The 18,621-nt window shown below is 38.7% G+C and carries 18 protein-coding genes; all 18 read left to right on the forward strand.

Translation table 11 applies throughout. From position 1 onward, the window contains the following. Positions 1 to 328 precede the first annotated feature (328 nt). Positions 329 to 1,195: a shikimate dehydrogenase gene (aroE, locus tag IGK54_RS06580; RefSeq protein WP_002369402.1), complete on the forward strand. Its 867-nt coding sequence runs from the start codon at positions 329 to 331 to the stop codon at positions 1,193 to 1,195. 36 nt (positions 1,196 to 1,231) lie between these two features. Then, positions 1,232 to 2,257 carry a 3-deoxy-7-phosphoheptulonate synthase gene (gene aroF / locus IGK54_RS06585; protein ID WP_002363948.1) on the forward strand — a complete coding sequence of 342 codons (1,026 nt, stop codon included), beginning with the start codon at positions 1,232 to 1,234 and terminating at the stop codon, positions 2,255 to 2,257. 22 nt (positions 2,258 to 2,279) lie between these two features. Continuing rightward, entirely contained in the window at positions 2,280 to 3,356 is a 1,077-nt protein-coding gene (gene aroB, locus IGK54_RS06590; RefSeq protein WP_010777636.1) for a 3-dehydroquinate synthase, read from the forward strand. Position 3,357: 1 nt separating this feature from the next. Then, complete coding sequence (gene aroC, locus IGK54_RS06595; RefSeq protein WP_002357582.1) at positions 3,358 to 4,524, forward strand: chorismate synthase; 1,167 nt, start codon at positions 3,358 to 3,360, stop codon at positions 4,522 to 4,524. Between the two features lie 33 nt (positions 4,525 to 4,557). After that, the gene (locus tag IGK54_RS06600) at positions 4,558 to 5,652 is read left to right on the forward strand and encodes a prephenate dehydrogenase (RefSeq protein WP_002382322.1); all 1,095 of its coding nucleotides are present in this window, start codon (positions 4,558 to 4,560) and stop codon (positions 5,650 to 5,652) included. Between the two features lie 6 nt (positions 5,653 to 5,658). Then, a complete protein-coding gene (gene aroA / locus IGK54_RS06605; protein WP_002379447.1) occupies positions 5,659 to 6,945 on the forward strand; it encodes a 3-phosphoshikimate 1-carboxyvinyltransferase in 1,287 nt (428 codons plus the stop codon). Positions 6,946 to 6,964: 19 nt separating this feature from the next. Then, the gene (locus tag IGK54_RS06610) at positions 6,965 to 7,471 is read left to right on the forward strand and encodes a shikimate kinase (protein ID WP_002357579.1); all 507 of its coding nucleotides are present in this window, start codon (positions 6,965 to 6,967) and stop codon (positions 7,469 to 7,471) included. Positions 7,472 to 7,478: 7 nt separating this feature from the next. Further along, the gene (gene pheA / locus IGK54_RS06615) at positions 7,479 to 8,327 is read left to right on the forward strand and encodes a prephenate dehydratase (RefSeq protein WP_010708183.1); all 849 of its coding nucleotides are present in this window, start codon (positions 7,479 to 7,481) and stop codon (positions 8,325 to 8,327) included. A gap of 143 nt (positions 8,328 to 8,470) precedes the next feature. Next, positions 8,471 to 9,643: an LCP family protein gene (locus IGK54_RS06620; RefSeq protein ID WP_002365661.1), complete on the forward strand. Its 1,173-nt coding sequence runs from the start codon at positions 8,471 to 8,473 to the stop codon at positions 9,641 to 9,643. A gap of 75 nt (positions 9,644 to 9,718) precedes the next feature. After that, positions 9,719 to 10,567 carry a DegV family protein gene (locus tag IGK54_RS06625; protein ID WP_002382324.1) on the forward strand — a complete coding sequence of 283 codons (849 nt, stop codon included), beginning with the start codon at positions 9,719 to 9,721 and terminating at the stop codon, positions 10,565 to 10,567. A gap of 193 nt (positions 10,568 to 10,760) precedes the next feature. Next, entirely contained in the window at positions 10,761 to 10,955 is a 195-nt protein-coding gene (locus tag IGK54_RS06630; protein WP_002357574.1) for a hypothetical protein, read from the forward strand. Between the two features lie 11 nt (positions 10,956 to 10,966). Beyond that, positions 10,967 to 11,443: a hypothetical protein gene (locus tag IGK54_RS06635; protein ID WP_002369392.1), complete on the forward strand. Its 477-nt coding sequence runs from the start codon at positions 10,967 to 10,969 to the stop codon at positions 11,441 to 11,443. A gap of 77 nt (positions 11,444 to 11,520) precedes the next feature. Continuing rightward, entirely contained in the window at positions 11,521 to 11,853 is a 333-nt protein-coding gene (locus tag IGK54_RS06640) for an ACP phosphodiesterase (RefSeq protein ID WP_002357572.1), read from the forward strand. Between the two features lie 35 nt (positions 11,854 to 11,888). Then, entirely contained in the window at positions 11,889 to 13,943 is a 2,055-nt protein-coding gene (locus tag IGK54_RS06645; protein WP_002371149.1) for a cation:proton antiporter, read from the forward strand. Positions 13,944 to 14,053: 110 nt separating this feature from the next. Beyond that, on the forward strand, positions 14,054 to 15,943 hold the full coding sequence (locus IGK54_RS06650; protein WP_002365663.1) for an ABC-F family ATP-binding cassette domain-containing protein: 1,890 nt from the start codon (positions 14,054 to 14,056) through the stop codon (positions 15,941 to 15,943). Positions 15,944 to 15,960: 17 nt separating this feature from the next. Beyond that, a complete protein-coding gene (locus IGK54_RS06655; RefSeq protein WP_002357569.1) occupies positions 15,961 to 16,908 on the forward strand; it encodes a thymidylate synthase in 948 nt (315 codons plus the stop codon). Between the two features lie 17 nt (positions 16,909 to 16,925). Next, positions 16,926 to 17,420: a trimethoprim-sensitive dihydrofolate reductase gene (gene dfr / locus IGK54_RS06660; protein ID WP_002360302.1), complete on the forward strand. Its 495-nt coding sequence runs from the start codon at positions 16,926 to 16,928 to the stop codon at positions 17,418 to 17,420. A 23-nt stretch (positions 17,421 to 17,443) separates the two neighbouring features. Next, a complete protein-coding gene (gene queG / locus IGK54_RS06665; RefSeq protein ID WP_002382325.1) occupies positions 17,444 to 18,613 on the forward strand; it encodes a tRNA epoxyqueuosine(34) reductase QueG in 1,170 nt (389 codons plus the stop codon). The last annotated feature ends 8 nt before the right edge of the window (positions 18,614 to 18,621 follow it).

Below are 18,621 nucleotides of genomic sequence, written 5' to 3' on the forward strand. Positions count from 1 at the left end.
TAAATCAGTTTTGGAGTGATTCTTATGACAACAACGAAGAAAAACCATACACAACTGAATAACTTTTACTTTAGCTATTTTAGATAGGTTTGTATTCATAACATTATGGGTACAGACAACAAACGTTTGTATCTATAATGGCTAGGGAAATTTAAGATGACTTTCAGCCATGTAGATTTAAGAAAATCTATAGTGGCTTTTATATTGCTTTTTTGTAGGGTATTCACTGTAGATTTTTCTTAAAATTTACTGTGAATATCCTTTTTGTTTGGCCAAAAATTAGGATTTCAGAAACTTACTAAAAAAATTTCGTAAAGGAGCACACAGGATGAAAGAAATAACTGGAGCCACTCGTTTAGCTGGGCTATTCGCGAAACCCAGCCAACACAGTATTTCACCGTTGATTCATAATACAGCATTTCAAAATTTAGGAGTTGATGCTCGGTATCTGGCGTTTGACGTTGGACAAGAGACATTGCCACAAGCAATTGAAGCGATTCGAACGTTTCACATGTTAGGGGCCAACTTATCAATGCCCAATAAAGTGGCGGCTGTAAGTTATATGGATGAACTAAGTCCTACCGCTCAACTGGTTGGCGCAATTAATACGATTGTCAACAAAGATGGAAAACTTTACGGAGACAGCACGGATGGTACTGGTTTTATGTGGAGTTTGAAAGAGAAAAAGGTTGACGTTTTTCAGAATAAAATGACCATCTTAGGAACAGGTGGTGCAGCCTTATCAATCATTGCCCAAGCTGCTTTAGATGGCGTGAAAGAAATCGCCGTTTACAACAGGAAAAGCGCGGGCTTTAACGACAGTCAAAAAAAACTGGCAAATTTCACTGAACGAACCAACTGTGTAATTCATTTAAACGATTTAGCGGATACTGAAAAACTAGCAAAAGATGTTGCTGAAAGCGTCTTGTTAGTTAATGCAACGAGTGTGGGTATGCATCCACATGCGCATAGTAGTCCTATAGAAAATTATGCAATGATTCAACCGAAGTTATTTGTGTATGATGCTATTTATAATCCCAGAGAAACACAGTTATTAAAAGAAGCCCGTTTACGTGGTGCAGAAACAAGCAACGGCTTGGACATGCTACTTTATCAAGGCGCTGCTGCTTTTGAACAATGGACAGGACAAAAAATGCCTGTATCAGTCGTAAAACGTAAAATTGAAAATAGATAAAAAGAGCGCCGTTTAAAGGCATGAGGAGAGAATATAATGATCGTAATTATGAAAGAAAATGCAACCGAAAAGCAAATGAAACAAGTCATTGATTTAGTAACAGGTGCAGGCTTAACTACTCAAACAAGTCAAGATAATGGAAAAACAGTGATAGGCTTGATTGGTGATACAGAAAAATTAGTTGAAGCAGAGTTAACAGCATTAGAAGGCGTGGAGAAAAGTGTCCGCATTTCGTTGTCTTACAAACTAACGAGTCGTTTATTTCATCCAGAGAATACAGTGGTTGATGTGAACGGTGTTAAAATCGGTGACGGCAGTATGACCATGATGGCGGGCCCTTGTTCAATCGAAAGCTTAGATCAGATTCGCGAATGTGCGCGAATTGCTAAAGCTGGAGGTGCAACAATTTTACGAGGTGGTGCATTCAAACCTAGAACGTCGCCATACGCTTTCCAAGGACTAGAAGAAGAAGGACTAAAATACATTCGCCAAGCGGCTGATGAATTAGATATGCAAGTCATTACAGAAGTGATGGATGAAGCGAATTTAGAACTTGTCGCAAAATACAGTGACATTTTACAAATCGGTGCGCGCAACATGCAAAATTTCAAGTTATTACAAGCGGTTGGTAAAACTGGAAAACCTATTGGCTTAAAACGCGGGATTGCTGGTACGATTGATGAATGGCTAAACGCAGCTGAATACATTGCTGCGCAAGGAAATTTCAATGTGATCTTCATTGAACGTGGGATTCGTACGTACGAAACCGCTACGCGCAATACACTTGATTTAAGTGCGGTGCCTTTAATTAAAAAATTAAGTCATTTTCCAATTATTGTTGATCCGAGTCATGGTGTTGGTATCTGGGATTTAGTACCGCCAATGGCCCGAGCAGGTGTTGCTTCAGGTGCGGACGGCTTGATTGTAGAAATTCATCCAGATCCAGCGAATGCGTGGTCAGATGGGCCACAATCCTTGAATGAAAAAACTTACCTACGTATGATGAAAGAAGTTCATATCATCGAAAAAGCAATGAAAGAAATTAATGCTTTAGAAGATTAGTAAAGACAGAGGAGTAGAGGACATGAAATTAACCGTAACGTTACCTACACATTCATATGATTTAACCATCGAAACAGGTGCCTTAGATAAAATTGGCACCTGGGTACGTAGCCTGTGGCAGCCACAACGGGTAGCGATTATTACCGATGAAACGGTGAATAAATTATATGGCGCAGCTGTTGAGAAAGAATTGCAAGCTGCTGGTTTTGAAACATCATTGATTGCTGTAGCGGCAGGTGAACAAAGTAAGAGCCTCGAAACAGCTCAGCTTCTTTATGATTTTTTAGCGGAACAGCAATTGACTCGAAGTGATGGTCTAATTGCTTTAGGTGGAGGCGTTGTGGGAGATCTAGCTGGATTTGTCGCTTCAACCTATATGCGCGGTATTCACTTTTTGCAAGTACCAACAACCTTACTGGCACAAGTAGATAGTAGCATTGGAGGTAAAACAGCGGTTAACACTAAAAAAGCCAAAAATCTTGTCGGTACTTTTGCCCAACCAGATGGGGTTTTAATTGATCCTAATACACTTAAAACATTAGAACCTAGACGTGTGCGTGAAGGAATTGCAGAAATTGTAAAATCAGCAGCTATCGCTGATGTTGAATTGTGGCACCGTTTATCCTCTTTGGAAAATGAACAAGATTTAGTGGCACATGCAGAAGAAATTATCACGGCCTGTTGCAAGATTAAACGTGATGTCGTCGAAGAAGATGAATTAGATTTGGGTTTACGTTTGATTCTGAATTTTGGGCATACGATCGGCCACGCATTAGAAAATACAGCTGGTTACGGGGTGATTGCTCACGGTGAAGGCGTTTCTTTAGGAATGATTCAAATAACTCAAGTCGCAGAACAACAAGGGCTTTCCCCACTTGGGACTACCCAAGAGTTAGTCACCATGCTAGAAAAGTTCGATTTACCAGTAACGACAGATTGTTGGCCAGAAGAACGTCTCTATCAAGCAATTACACATGATAAAAAAACACGTGGGGGACAGATTAAAATCATTGTCTTAGAAAAAATTGGTCAAGCGAAAATTGTCTCTTTACCAACGGAAGAAATTCGAGCATTTTTAAACAGAGAAGGAGGAATTTAAGATGCGCTTTATTACAGCAGGCGAATCACATGGACCTGAATTAACTGCTATTATTGAAGGCTTACCAGCCGGCTTGCCTTTAAGTAGCGAAGAGATTAACCGAGAATTAGCAAGACGTCAAGGCGGTTACGGTCGTGGGGGACGGATGAAAATTGAAAAAGACCAAGTACGTATTACTTCGGGTATTCGGCATGGTAAAACACTTGGCTCACCAGTAACGTTGATTGTCGAAAACAAAGACTGGAAAAATTGGACCTCCGTGATGTCAGTAGAGCCAGTTCCTGAAAAACAAAAGAAAATCCGCCGCGTCAGCAAACCACGTCCAGGACATGCTGATTTAGTCGGTGGCATGAAATATCAACATGATGATTTACGGAATGTTTTAGAACGGTCTTCGGCACGAGAAACAACGATGCGTGTGGCGATTGGTGCGGTTGCTAAAAAACTCTTAGCTGAACTGGATATCCAAGTCGCTGGGCATGTCGCGGTATTAGGTGGGATTGAAGCTACGATCCCTGAAAATTTAACGATTCGTGAAATTCAAGAACGATCTGAACAATCTGCCGTTCGCGTATTAGATCCTTCCGTAGAAGAAAAAATGAAAGAACTAATTGACCAAACCAAGAAAAATGGCGATACAATTGGTGGGGTAGTAGAAGTACTTGTGGGTGGCGTTCCAGCTGGCTTAGGTAGCTATGTCCAATGGGATCGTAAACTAGATGCCAAAATTGCGCAAGCAGTTGTAAGCATCAACGCTTTTAAAGGTGCTGAGTTTGGCATTGGATTTGAAATGGCACAACGCCCTGGTAGTCAAGTGATGGACGAGATTGTTTGGGACGAAAGTACTGGTTATACCAGAACTTCCAACAATTTAGGCGGTTTTGAAGGAGGAATGACCAACGGAATGCCAATCATCGTTCGTGGTGTCATGAAACCTATTCCAACCCTTTATAAACCATTACAAAGCGTGAATATTGATACAAAAGAGCCTTATAAGGCCAGTGTTGAGCGCTCTGATAGCACGGCGGTACCGGCCGCTAGCGTTGTTTGTGAAGCCGTTGTTGCAACGGAAGTAGCAAAGGCTATGCTCGAAAAATTTGATAGTGACTCATTTGAACAAATGAAAGAAGCAGTGAAACGTTATCGTCTATATACTCAAAACTTTTAATGGAAGAAAGTCGCAAGTATATGGAGGGAAAAAATGAAGAAACGTATTTTAATCGTAGGATTAGGGCTAATCGGGAGTTCACTGGCTTTGTGTATCAAAAAAGGGCATCCAAACAGTGAGATTATCGGTTTCGATAATCAAGCGGAGGCAACTGAATTTGCTAAGAAAACGGGTCTAATTGATGAGATAGCTGAATCTTTAACAAGTGGGGCAAGACGAGCAGAGATTATTTTTCTTTGTTCCCCAGTTAAAGCAACTTTAGTACAACTAGAAGAATTAAACCAATTATCACTAGAAACTGCTCTGATCACAGATGTGGGTAGTACCAAGGTGGAAATTAATCAGTTAGCAACAAAGCTTAACATGAAAAATTTTATTGGTGGTCATCCAATGGCTGGTTCACATAAATCCGGCGTAACAGCCGCTGATGAACGTTTGTTTGAAAATGCCTACTATATTTTTACCGATGACCATGGCGAAAAAAACAAACAGATTCAGGAGTTACAAACGTTACTAAAAGGAACGCATGCGAAGTTTATTACGATGCCTGCACAGGAACATGATGAAATTACTGGTGCTCTAAGTCACTTGCCACATATTGTTGCCGCAGCGTTAGTGAACGAAAGTCAGCAACTGAATACCACTTACCCTAGAGCGCAGCAGCTAGCGGCTGGAGGATTCAGAGATATTACTCGAATTGCTTCCTCTGATGCAACGATGTGGACGGATATTTTATTAAGCAATCGCTTAGTATTATTGGACTTACTAGAAAATTGGCAAAAAGAGATGACTACTGTTTGCCAATGGTTAACAGAAAAAAATGCCCCAGCTATTCGTAATTTTTTTGATAAGGCCAAAGAAACACGTGCTCAATTGCCTATTCATAAAGAAGGCGCAATCCCAGCTTTCTATGATCTGTTTGTTGATGTACCAGATCAACCAGGAATCATTGCTGAAATTACGCAAATTTTAGGCGAAGCGGACCTTTCTCTTACAAATATTAAAATTTTAGAAACGAGAGAAGAAATCTATGGGATTCTTCAATTGTCTTTTAAAAATCAACCAGACTGCCAAGCTGCAAAACAAATTTTATCTAAAAAAACGAACTATACGTGTTACGAAAAATAAGAGGTGATGAGGGTGCAACTACGTACAAATGTGAAGCATTTACAAGGGACTCTGATGGTTCCTAGCGACAAATCGATTTCCCATAGAAGTATTATGTTTGGAGCGATTTCTTCTGGAAAAACGACGATTACAAATTTTCTAAGAGGCGAAGATTGTTTAAGTACCTTAGCGGCGTTTCGTTCTTTAGGTGTGAACATTGAAGATGACGGGACGACAATCACCGTTGAGGGGCGAGGATTTGCAGGCTTAAAAAAGGCGAAGAATACAATTGATGTTGGAAATTCAGGGACAACAATTCGTCTGATGCTGGGCATTTTAGCTGGCTGTCCCTTTGAAACGCGCCTAGCTGGTGATGCGTCTATTGCCAAACGACCAATGAATCGTGTAATGCTTCCTTTAAACCAAATGGGAGCGGAATGTCAAGGGGTTCAGCAAACGGAGTTTCCGCCAATTTCTATTCGCGGGACTCAAAATTTGCAACCGATTGACTACACAATGCCTGTTGCAAGTGCTCAAGTTAAATCGGCTATTTTATTCGCCGCTTTGCAAGCCGAGGGCACTTCTGTAGTGGTTGAGAAAGAAAAGACACGTGATCATACAGAAGAGATGATTCGACAATTTGGTGGGACACTTGAAGTAGACGGTAAAAAAATTATGTTAACTGGACCGCAACAATTAACAGGTCAAAATGTGGTAGTTCCTGGTGATATCTCTTCTGCAGCTTTCTTTTTAGTTGCGGGTTTAGTAGTCCCAGATAGCGAGATACTTCTGAAAAATGTTGGCTTAAATCAAACGCGGACAGGTATTTTAGATGTGATTAAAAACATGGGCGGTTCCGTCACTATTTTAAATGAAGATGAGGCCAATCATTCTGGCGATTTACTTGTAAAAACGAGTCAATTAACAGCTACAGAGATTGGTGGCGCTATTATCCCACGTTTAATTGATGAGTTACCGATTATTGCTTTGTTAGCTACTCAGGCTACTGGCACGACAATCATTCGAGATGCAGAAGAATTGAAAGTCAAAGAAACCAATCGGATTGATGCAGTAGCGAAAGAATTAACAATTTTAGGCGCCGACATCACGCCTACTGATGATGGCTTAATTATACATGGACCAACTTCTTTACATGGTGGAAGAGTTACCAGTTATGGGGATCATCGTATCGGGATGATGTTACAAATTGCTGCATTACTTGTAAAAGAAGGCACTGTTGAATTAGATAAGGCTGAAGCAGTTTCAGTTTCTTATCCAGCATTTTTTGACGACTTAGAACGTTTAAGTTGTTAACGAAGGAGGATAACGAACCATGGAAAGCATTGTTTTAATTGGTTTCATGGGTGCGGGTAAAACAACTATCGGCCAAAGTTTGGCCAATAAACTGAAGATGCCTCATCTTGATTTAGATACAGCGTTAATTGAAAAAATAGGACGCTCAATTCCTGACTATTTCGAAAAATATGGTGAAGCAGCTTTCCGAGAACAGGAAACCCAACTTTTAAAGGAGCTGTCAAAAAATACAGCCGTCCTTTCAACTGGGGGCGGAATTGTTGTCGGACCAGAAAATCGTAGCTTATTAAAATCTTTTCAGCAAGTGATTTATTTACATGCGACACCAGAAGAGCTGTTAAAAAGAATCACAGAAGATACTGAAAACCAACGGCCCTTAGCTATAGAACGTTCTTCAAAAGAAATCATTACTTTGTTTGAGTCTCGTAAAAATTTTTATGAAGAATGTGCGAAGATGACAATTGATACGACCAATCGCTCGCCAGAAGAAATTATCAATGAAATTCTGCAACAATTAAAGGAGTAGAGAAACGATGAAAGTTGGTTATTTAGGTCCGATTGGTTCCTTTACGTACAGTGCAACGTTGGCTGCTTTTCCTGAAGCTACGTTGATGCCGTACGCATCGATTCCAGCTTGCTTGAAAGCAATTGAACAGCAAGAAGTGGCATGGAGCATTATCCCAATAGAAAACACGATTGAAGGAACTGTTAACGCATCGATAGATTATTTGTATCATCAAGCGCAGTTACCTGTCCAAGCAGAGTTAGTTTTACCGATTCAACAACAATTAATGGTGGCAAAAGAGAATCAAGCGATCTGGCAACAAAGTCAGAAAATTTTATCACATCCGCAAGCATTAGCTCAATCGCAGATGTTTCTAGAGAAAAACTTTCCAGAAGCGATTTTAGAAGCAACACCTTCAACAGCTTACGCCGCCAAATACATTGCAGAACATCCAGAATTACCTTTTGCAGCTATTGCACCAAAACTTTCTGCGGAAATGTATGATTTGACCATTGTTGAAAAAAATATACAAGATTTATCGGTAAATCAAACCCGATTTTGGGTTCTTGGTTCTGAAAATTTAGCGATTTCTTTCCCGCTATCTGAGAAAAAAATAACACTGGCGATTACGATGCCAAGTAATGTTCCTGGCTCTTTACACAAAGCATTAAGCGTGTTTAGTTGGCGAGGGATTAATCTTAGCAAAATAGAATCGCGGCCGTTGAAAACAAAGCTAGGAGAGTACTTCTTTTTAATGGACTTAGTGAAAGATCAACCAGAAAAATTAATTGAAGCAGCCTTAACAGAACTGGAACTCATTGGTGCAGAAATAAAAATTTTAGGGGATTACCCGATCTATGTTTTGTCCACACTTTAAAGAGTTAAAAATGAAAATGAAGCTTACTTATTAGATAAAGTGAGTTTCATTTTTTATTAAATTACATATTTGTAATAGGAATTTCCTGTGAAATGAGGTATCCTAAGAAAGGTGATAAAACACAGAGGTAAAGGAGTGACACGATGAGTCGTGTAGATCGTTATAAACATATTCATGAAAAATCGAGACCAGCAGAGCATAAAAAGACCTTTAATCCCCGAAAATCAATGGGTGAACATAGAGAAGAAGAACCAGAAGAACTAGCTGAAAGCCTTCAAGAGCCAGTTTACGAAGACAGCTATACTGAGGACAGTCGCAGAAGTGAGAGGCGACATCAAACAGATTCAGGTGGTGGCAACGGTTCTGACCAACCACCCCGCGGAAAAAAAGACAAGAAACCAAAAAAGAAACGTAAAAAATCAAAAACAAAACGCTTTTTCAAATGGCTAGTGATCCTATTGATTCTGTTATTTGCCTATAGTACAGTCATGTTTTTAAAAGGAAAATCTGCAGCAGAACATGATGACTCGTTGCCTCAAGAAAAAGTAGAAACATTTAATGGTGTCAAAAGTAGCAACGGGGCTAAGAATATTTTAATTCTTGGCAGCGATACACGTGGGGAAGATGCTGGACGAGCCGACACAATAATGGTTCTCCAACTAAATGGACCATCAAAAAAACCGAAATTAATTTCATTTATGCGTGATACATTCGTGGACATTCCTGGTGTCGGGCCGAATAAAATTAATGCCGCATACGCTTATGGCGGTGCTGAATTGGTTCGTGAAACGTTAAAACAAAACTTTAATTTAGATACGAAATATTATGCTAAGGTAGATTTCCAATCATTTGAAAAAATTGTTGACTCTATGTTTCCAAAAGGTGTCAAAATCGATGCAGAAAAATCACTGAATTTAGATGGTGTTGATATTGAAAAAGGGCAACAGGTCATGGATGGACATGTCTTACTTCAATACGCTCGCTTTAGGATGGATGAAGAAGGCGACTTTGGTCGGGTTCGTCGCCAACAACAAGTTATGTCAGCTGTAATGAGCCAAATGAAAAACCCAATGACTTTATTAAGAACCCCAGAATCACTTGGGAAATTAGTCGGCTATATGTCGACAGATGTGCCTGTTAGTTTCATGTTAACGAATGGACCATCATTGTTGATTAAAGGAAAAGCAGGGGTTGAGTCATTATCGGTTCCGGTACCAGATTCTTGGAATTTTGGTGAATCCTCTTATGCAGGCAGTATTTTAGAAGTAGATGAACAAAAAAATGCTGACGCCATCGAAAAATTCCTGAACGAATAAGGAAAGCATTTTAAAATATCCTTTTTTATGCTATATTAGAAACAACGTGGAAAATTAGTGAAACGAGGTTACAAAATGAAAATTGCTATTGTGACAGATAGTACAGCTTATTTACCCGAGCGCATTAAAGATCATCCGAATCTTTTTGTAATTCCCATCCCAGTCATTTTAGATGGAAAAATATACAACGAAGGCATTGACATTGAAGCAGATGAATATTATGCATTGCTAAATAATAGTAAAGAATTTCCGACGACTTCACAACCTGCTTTAGGAGAAGTGTTAGAGCTTTACAAATCAATCGCTGAACAAGGGTACGACACCATCATCAGCATTCATCTTTCTTCAGGAATCTCTGGTTTTGTTCATACATTGCACGGACTTACCGATGAAATCCCAGGCGTTGCTTTGTATCCATATGACTCAAAAATTACAAGTATGCCAATGGGACACATGGTAGAAGCTGCTTTAGATTTAACAGAAGAAAAAGCCAGCTTAGAAGAAATTTTTGCCAAATTAGATTTAATTCGTGACAATACGTATGCATATCTAATTGTAGAAGATCTGAACAACTTAGTTCGTGGCGGTCGCTTAACGAATGGCGCAGCCTTGATCGCTGGACTATTGAAGATTAAACCTATCTTGACTTTTGAAGATGGAAAGATTGTATTATTTGAAAAAATCCGTTCAACAAAGAAAGCTTTTGCTCGTGCAGAAAAGATTATTGGTGAACGAAACGCAGGGATTGAAGCACCAGTTAAACTGTATGTGATTCATGCCAATAACCGCATCGTTGCTGAAAAAGAACAAGCAAAATTACAAAAGCTATACCCAAATGCAGAAATTGAAATTGGTCATTTTGGTCCAGTTATCGGGACCCACCTAGGGGAAAAAGCAATTGGTTTAGCGATTTCAGCTCAATAATAAAAGATGAGACAAAAGTAAACTACTTCTGTCTCATCTTTTATTCTATTATTTTATCGTTCGCTGGTGTTACTCAGCCGAACACTTTTTGTTTATAAGAAAATGTAAAATTACTCCTTTTTATTAGAAAATATCTTGCAAATTAAGCAATTCCTTACAAAGTAATGTATACTAAGGAAGAGGAGGCGGTTAAATGAAAAGAAATATAGCCTTGTTGCAAAGCGAAAAAATGAAAAAAGTTCAAGCTTTAGCAAACTACTACCAAGAATCAATTGACTTACCGCCTGGAAAAAACCGTGAGGCGGTTATCAAAAAGATTAACGAATCAAAAAAAGAAATTAAAGAAATAAATGATATATTAACAGATATTCAAAAGAAAAAGAAATAAAGGAGTCGTTTGTGATTATCGATGGATTTACGTTATTGCTATTTTTATTTGTCGTCGTTATGTATGGTTACTTTTACTTCGTACGTAAAAGTATTGTAATTCCGGCTGCAAAACATCCTACAACAAAATATTTAGTTGCTTTTTTTAGTTTAATGATTCTGGCCAATGCATTTTCGGCAGGAGATAAAATTGAAATGATTCGAAGTGTGTTATATATTTTGATTATCTTCAGTTTTCTTTACGATGCAAGAGGTTTTGCGGAGGACTGTATTATTACGCATCCTTTTGACAATCGGGGCACGGCCTTTAAAGATATCGAAAAGATTGTCCTTGTTCAAAAGCCGAACGGTATTCGTTTAGGGTATTTAAAAAAAGGCAGAAGAGGGGTGGTTTTACGCTTTTCTGCGCCACTAGAAGAAATGGTTCTTTTTCTTTCAACACGGATGAATGAAGAGGCAGAAATTGATATTATTGTTAATGAAGATTAACCATGTTCAGCTCCTATAAATCAGCTTTTCCCGCGTTAAGTTTTGTCTGAATTTCTTTTGAAAAAAAGAAAGCAATTTTGCTTGTACTTTTGGTAAAATTTGTTATAATTAGTCAGATTAAATTTTGGAAGGAAGTTGTTTCGGTGAGTGAAGAATTTGAAAAGTGTGTCGCTGACTTGAAAAAGAAATATCAAGCAATCCCTGAAGAAAAACGACAACACTTTGCAGAACGTATGCAAAAGAAAAATTTCTTACGCTACAAAAAAATTGAATTAATTAAAGGAGAACTTCTTCGTTTAGAAGCACGACGCGCTCAATTGGAACTTTGCGAACGCAGTTCTGAGTTAGAAGAAGTTGAAAAGAAAATTATTCTTAAAAAGAAAAAATTACTTAAATGTTTTGATCGGTAAGTCAATAAAAATTTAATATAGAAGGGAATGATAGGATGGAATTTACCTTTCTAATCATTGTTTTTGCACTGTCTATTACCTTCTCAAACATATTCAACCGGATTGTTCCCGTCATTCCGCTGCCAATTGTGCAAATTATTGTAGGCGTTCTAATTGGTTTAACTAAAATGGGGCAGGAAATTGAATTTGAGCCTGAAGTGTTTTTAGTAATGATTATTGCACCGCTTTTATTTAGAGAAGGGGAGCTAATCAATCTGAAAGCAATGATGAAAAATTTCGGGATGATTCTTTTCTTGGCCTTTTTTGGTGTGTTAATTACCTTAGTTGGAGTCGGCTGGACCCTGCATATGATTTTGCCTACTTTACCATTAGCTGCTTGCTTCGCTTTTGGAGCGGCTTTAGGGCCAACGGATGCGGTGGCGGTAGGTTCGTTATCAGGTCGAATTGACATTCCTGAACGTTCGATGAACATTTTATCTGGTGAAGGACTCATTAATGATGCATCAGGCGTTACAGCCTTTCAATTTGCATTAGCGGCTTTATTAACGGGGTCATTTTCGCCGGTGGAAGCGGCAGGGACCTTGGTTATTTCCAGCATTGGTGGAGCGGTAGTCGGAATCGTGTTAGTTCTATTAAAACAGCAAATTGTTCATTTACTTGAAACTGCAGTGGCAAAAGATGTTACAGGCTACTTGTTGATTGAATTACTCTTGCCATTTATTGCTTATTTAATTTCAGAGTTGATTGGCGTTTCTGGAATTATTGCTGCTGTGATTGCTGGAATTATGCAAGCGTCTAGTTTGAAAAAAGTTTCGCTTTTTGAAGCTGAGCTGTCAAATGTTGGCGAAAGTATTTGGAGTATGATTGAGTTCACTTTAAATGCCTTAGTTTTCTTATTCTTAGGAATTGAACTTTCTCAAGTGTTTTCGCCAATTTGGATTGACCAACAATATTCAAACTGGTTCCTACTACTGGTTGTTCTAATTATTAGCGCCGTTGTCTTTTTGATTCGTTTCTTAGCCATTTTCAGTGTTTACACGCTTCAACATGGACTTAAGAAAGTTAAAAACGCAATGAATGAAATGTTGATTTTAACTTTTGGCGGTGTTAAAGGAACAGTGAGTTTAGCCACCATCTTTATTTTGCCAACAGCGATTAACGGCGAGCATTTTAAAGAACGACCGTTATTACTATTTATTACGGCTTGTGTTATTTTGGTGACTCTGATTGGCGGGATTCTAGTTTTACCATTTTTAACTGATTCAGAGACGGAAGTGGAAAATGAAGAGTCAGTCGAAATTGATTTATTACGTGATGTCATTGATGTCTTAAAACAGCAAAATGAAGAGAATCCTCGTGGTGAAATGAATGCGGTCATTGAAAATTATCAAGATCGTTTAAAAGAATTGTATACCGAGCAGCTAAGTGCAGAACGAAAACAAGAAGTGCAAGAGTTGCGGACGTTAATTGTGTCCATTGAACGAGACGGCTTAGAAGAAAGTCTGAAACAAGGAGAAATTAGTGTCAGAAGTTATCGTATGTATCAACGCTTGATTACACGGATGCAACGGTCGATTGCCAAACAATTATTATCGATTGTAGGCTTTTGGTTATTATTTGCTCGACAAATCATTTCGATTCTTTTACATCCTAAGCTATTTTTCAATCGTGGTGAAGCTTCTGAAGAAGAAAAAGAATTACGAAATGAAGAACTAGAAAATATTCGCCAAGTTTTTCTAAGAAATTCTCAAGTTATTCTGAAGAGTTTAGATAATTTGCGCGGTGTCTATGATGATGATTTAATTGATTTCTTCATTGACGGACGCTTGGATTTAGCCCATAAGTTTGAAAAAGGCGAATTTATTGATTCGTATATTGTTCATACGGAGACAGACTATGTCAAAGACCTATTATTAGGCTTCCAAGAAGAACGACGGATGATTGATCATTACGAACAATCTGAACGCATTTCAATTATCGAAGCGAACGAGTTACGAAAAAATGTCAATTTATTAGAGAGTTATTCGATTAGCGGCGAAGTGAATAATGTTCCGCTGAAACGATTTGTTAAAAATTTTAATAAAGAATAAGTAATAGTGTATGAGATGAAACCAAGACGATTTTTATCTCATGCACTTTTTTTATAATCCAATTTTTGATACAATAAGCAAGACCAAAATAGAAGGAGTTGGTAGTGTCGGTGAAAGAATTAAAAGTAACAGATTTAACCAAAACATATGGGGAAAAAACACTATTTGATCATCTTTCTTTTTTGATTCATGAAAAAGATCGCATTGGTTTAATTGGGATTAACGGCACAGGGAAAACCAGTTTATTAAATATTATTGCTGGCGTAGATAGCGGTGATGGTGATCTTGCTGCGATTCAGCAGCCAAGTGATTATCAAATTGGGTACCTTTCCCAGAATCAAACATTTGACGAGAATATTACGATTGCAGAAGCCGTGTTTCAGGGAGACAGCCCGATCATAAAAGCGGTCAAAAATTATGAATTAGCGTTAGCTGCTTTAAGTGAGAATGGTTTAGACGAAGGGGTTCAAAGACGTTACACGCAAGCAGAAGAAGCCATGAATAAACAAGATGCTTGGACAGCAGATACCAATGCAAAAATTATTTTACAAAAATTAGGCATTCCCACATTGGAAAAGAAAATAGGTGAGCTTTCTGGTGGGCAGTTAAAACGAGTAAGCTTGGCGCAAGTCTTAATTGAAGCGCCTGATTTACTGTTATTGGATGAACCAACGAACCATCTGGATTATGAAACGATTGAATGGCTGGAAAACTTTTTAAATAACTATCGTGGCGCGGTTTTAATGGTGACCCATGACCGCTACTTTTTAGATCGAGTAACCAATCGGATTTTCGAACTTTCTTTTGGAAAACTGTATGAATACAAAGGAAACTATGAAACGTATGTGATGGAAAAAGCCGAACGTGAACGTGTCGCTGTAGAACAAGAAGAAAAAAGAAAACGCCTCTTCAAACAAGAACTTGCGTGGATGCGAGCAGGCGTTCAAGCACGAGGAACGAAACAACAAGCAAGAATTGATCGGTTTCAGGATTTAAAAGAAAACTTGCATCAGGTACAAACCAATGGCACCTTAGAAGCAGACTTTGCCACGCAGCGTTTAGGGAAAAAAGTTCTGGAAATCAAGGAAGGAAATTATGCCATTGATCATAAACAGCTTTTGAAAGACTTTAATTTACTCATTCAAGCAAACGATCGAATTGGCATTACTGGTAAAAACGGTGCAGGCAAATCCACATTATTAAATATTTTAGCTGGACGCATTCCTTTAGAGAGTGGTCTATATAGTATCGGTGAAACCGTCCGAATTGGCTATTATACCCAGCAAAACGAAGAAATGGATCCTAATCAACGGATGATTGCTTATTTGCAAGAAGCAGCAGAAGAAGTGAAACGCAGTGATGGAAGCAGCGTTGGGGTCGCTGAAATGTTAGAGCGCTTTTTATTTCCTCGTTTTATGCATGGCACACTGATTGGCAAACTGTCTGGTGGAGAAAAACGCCGGTTATATCTCTTAAAATTATTAATTAGTCAGCCTAACGTGTTATTATTGGATGAGCCAACCAATGATTTGGACATTGATACGTTGACCATTTTAGAAGATTATATCCAAACGTTTAAAGGAGCGGTAATTGCGGTTTCTCATGACCGTTATTTCTTGGATAAAACAATGGATAAATTGTTAGTTTTTCAAGGAAATGGTCAGATCCTATCATTTTATGGCACGATGAGTGAATATTTGGCGAACCAAAAAGAACAAGAAAAGGTCAAAGAAAAACCGCTCAATAAACCAGTAAAAGAAGCATCGACAGAAAAGAAAGAAAAAACAAAGCTGACTTATATGGAACAAAAAGAGTGGGCAACAATTGAAGAAGACATCACACAATTAGAAACGAAATTAGAAACATTAACTGAAGAAATGAATCATCAGGGTGATGATTTTGTTCGTTTACAAGAATTGCAAGAAGCAGTAACAGCAACGGAACAATTGTTAGAAGAAAAAATGAATCGTTGGGAATACTTGAGTGAATACGCGGATTAAGAGACGGAGGGAATAAGATGGAAGAAGCATACTTAGCGCTAGGAAAAAAGATTTTAGAAGAAGGTCATTTTAAAGAAGACCGTACAGGAACTGGGACGTATAGTTTATTTGGCTATCAAATGCGTTTTGATTTGGCCAAAGGATTTCCCTTACTAACAACCAAACGAGTACCGTTTGGCTTGATTAAAAGTGAGTTATTGTGGTTTTTAAAAGGCGACACGAATATTCGCTATTTGTTAGAGCGAAATAATCATATTTGGGATGAATGGGCGTTCGAACGTTACGTAAAAAGCGCAGATTATCAAGGACCAGACATGACGGATTTTGGGCATCGTGTCTTACAAGATCCAGCGTTTGCAGAACAATACAAAGAAGAACATCAAAAATTCTGTGATGCCATTTTAAATGATGCAGAGTTTGCAGAAAAATATGGTGAATTAGGGAATATTTATGGTGCACAATGGCGTCACTGGGAAACCAAAGATGGTAGCTTTATCGATCAATTAGCTAATGTGATTGAAATGATTAAAACCAATCCTGATTCTCGCCGTTTAATTGTTTCCGCTTGGAATCCAGAAGATGTGCCTTCAATGGCGTTGCCGCCTTGTCACACTATGTTTCAATTTTATGTAAATGAAGGAAAATTAAGCTGTCAACTTTATCAGCGCAGTGCCGATGTTTTTTTAGGTGTTCCTTTTAACATTGCAAGCTATGCTTTATTGACACATCTGATTGCGCATGAAACAGGTTTAGAAGTGGGGGAGTTTGTACACACGCTAGGAGATGCCCACTTATATCAAAATCATGTGGAACAAATGCAAGAACAATTATCACGAGAAGTTCGTTCTTTCCCAACGCTCGTTTTGAATCCAGACAAGGCTTCTGTTTTTGATTTTGATATGGAAGATATTAAAGTAGAAGGCTATGACCCACATCCAACGATTAAAGCGCCGATTGCCGTATAAAAAAGGAGAGAGAAGCTATGTTAGCAGCCATTTGGGCCCAAGATGAACAAGGAGTGATTGGTAAAGAAGGCAAATTGCCTTGGCATTTACCCAACGACTTGAAATTTTTCAAGGAAAAAACAATTCATAATACATTGGTTTTAGGACGTGCAACTTTCGAAGGTATGGGATGTCGTCCGTTACCAAATCGAACAACGATTGTTCTTACCAGTAATCCGGATTACCAAGCTGAAGGCGTTTTGGTTATGCATTCCGTAGAGGAAATTCTTGCGTATGCTGACAAGTATGAAGGCGTGACCGTTATTGGTGGAGGTTCTGTCGTTTTTAAAGAATTGATTCCCGCATGCGATGTCTTATATCGGACGATGATTCATGAAACGTTTGAAGGCGACACCTTCTTTCCAGAAATCGACTGGTCTGTTTGGGAAAAAGTTGCCACTGTTCCCGGCGTCGTGGACGAGAAAAATCTCTATGCACATGACTATGAAACGTATCATCGAAACGATAAATAATAAAATGAAGGGAGTCATGAGCAATGCCGACATTGAAAGAAAAAATTATTCAAGAGAGTCAACGTTTAGGCATCGATAAAATCGGCTTTACTCATGCTGAACCATTTATTGAATTAGAAGATTCTCTGCATGAACAACGAGAGCGAGGATATAACTCGGGATTTGAACATCAAAATGTGGAAGAACGAATTTACCCAGAAAAAACGTTTGAGCATCCTAAAAGTATTATCTCCATTGCTTTAGCTTATCCCACCAAAGCTCAGGAAAAAATGCCTAGAGATGAAAAGCGTGGACAATTTGCGCGAGCCTCTTGGGGAATTGATTATCATCACATTTTGCAGGATCGGTTGCAAAAATTAATTGCTTTTATTGAAGAGCAGGCTGCCACTGAAGCAGAAAAAGAACACTGGCGCTTTCGGCCGCAAGTAGATACTGGCGAATATGTTGACACCGCTGTTGCTCAGCGGGCGGGTTTAGGATTCATTGGTAAAAATGGTCTACTGATTACCGAAGAATTTGGTTCCTTTGTATATTTAGGTGAGGTGACCACCAATATTCAATTTGAACCAGATGAACCTGTTCCAAATGGTTGCGGTGATTGTACTCGTTGTATCACAGGGTGTCCTACAGGGGCTTTGTTAGGGGACGGTCGAATGAATGCTCAAAAATGTTTGTCTTATCAAACGCAAACAAAAGGCATGATGCCTGAAGACTATCGGAAAAAAATGCGTAACGTCATTTATGGTTGCGACATTTGTCAGCTGGTTTGCCCTTATAATAAAGGAAAAGATTTTCATTTTCATGAAGAGATGGAACCAAAGATTGAAGAAGTTTATCCCAAATTAGCACCGTTATTAACTATTTCCAATAAAGAGTTTAAACAGCAATTCGGACACTTAGCAGGCTCTTGGCGTGGTAAAAAACCATTGCAACGGAATGCTTTAATTGCGTTAGCGAATTTGGGCGGCCGTGAAGCTATCCCACAAATTATTCTCTGTTTAAATGATCAGCGTCCTGTCATTCGCGGAACAGCTGCTTGGTCGTTAGGTCAGCTCGCAAAAAGAGAACCCGAGCAAAGTTTAGAAGCTTTAAATTATCTACTTTCTGTAGAAACTGAAGAAGAGGTTATCGAGGAAGCCCAAAAGGCTATTCACTTGTTAACAAGCAAAAAAGGAAGCCGCTCAACGGAGTGACTTCCTTT

Source organism: Enterococcus sp. DIV2384, assembly GCF_050534975.1.
GTDB classification, from domain to species: domain Bacteria; phylum Bacillota; class Bacilli; order Lactobacillales; family Enterococcaceae; genus Enterococcus; species Enterococcus faecalis.

Excerpts from the sequence above, each read along its gene's own strand:
- aroE (WP_002369402.1), top strand. The coding sequence starts at position 329 with ATGAAAGAAATAACTGGAGCCACTCGTTTAGCTGGGCTATTCGCGAAA.
- pheA (WP_010708183.1), top strand. The coding sequence starts at position 7,479 with ATGAAAGTTGGTTATTTAGGTCCGATTGGTTCCTTTACGTACAGTGCA.
- IGK54_RS06645 (WP_002371149.1), top strand. The coding sequence starts at position 11,889 with ATGGAATTTACCTTTCTAATCATTGTTTTTGCACTGTCTATTACCTTC.
- IGK54_RS06655 (WP_002357569.1), top strand. The coding sequence starts at position 15,961 with ATGGAAGAAGCATACTTAGCGCTAGGAAAAAAGATTTTAGAAGAAGGT.
- aroB (WP_010777636.1), top strand. The coding sequence starts at position 2,280 with ATGAAATTAACCGTAACGTTACCTACACATTCATATGATTTAACCATC.
- aroA (WP_002379447.1), top strand. The coding sequence starts at position 5,659 with ATGAGGGTGCAACTACGTACAAATGTGAAGCATTTACAAGGGACTCTG.
- IGK54_RS06630 (WP_002357574.1), top strand. The coding sequence starts at position 10,761 with ATGAAAAGAAATATAGCCTTGTTGCAAAGCGAAAAAATGAAAAAAGTT.
- dfr (WP_002360302.1), top strand. The coding sequence starts at position 16,926 with ATGTTAGCAGCCATTTGGGCCCAAGATGAACAAGGAGTGATTGGTAAA.
- queG (WP_002382325.1), top strand. The coding sequence starts at position 17,444 with ATGCCGACATTGAAAGAAAAAATTATTCAAGAGAGTCAACGTTTAGGC.
- IGK54_RS06600 (WP_002382322.1), top strand. The coding sequence starts at position 4,558 with ATGAAGAAACGTATTTTAATCGTAGGATTAGGGCTAATCGGGAGTTCA.
- IGK54_RS06610 (WP_002357579.1), top strand. The coding sequence starts at position 6,965 with ATGGAAAGCATTGTTTTAATTGGTTTCATGGGTGCGGGTAAAACAACT.
- aroF (WP_002363948.1), top strand. The coding sequence starts at position 1,232 with ATGATCGTAATTATGAAAGAAAATGCAACCGAAAAGCAAATGAAACAA.
- IGK54_RS06620 (WP_002365661.1), top strand. The coding sequence starts at position 8,471 with ATGAGTCGTGTAGATCGTTATAAACATATTCATGAAAAATCGAGACCA.
- IGK54_RS06625 (WP_002382324.1), top strand. The coding sequence starts at position 9,719 with ATGAAAATTGCTATTGTGACAGATAGTACAGCTTATTTACCCGAGCGC.
- aroC (WP_002357582.1), top strand. The coding sequence starts at position 3,358 with ATGCGCTTTATTACAGCAGGCGAATCACATGGACCTGAATTAACTGCT.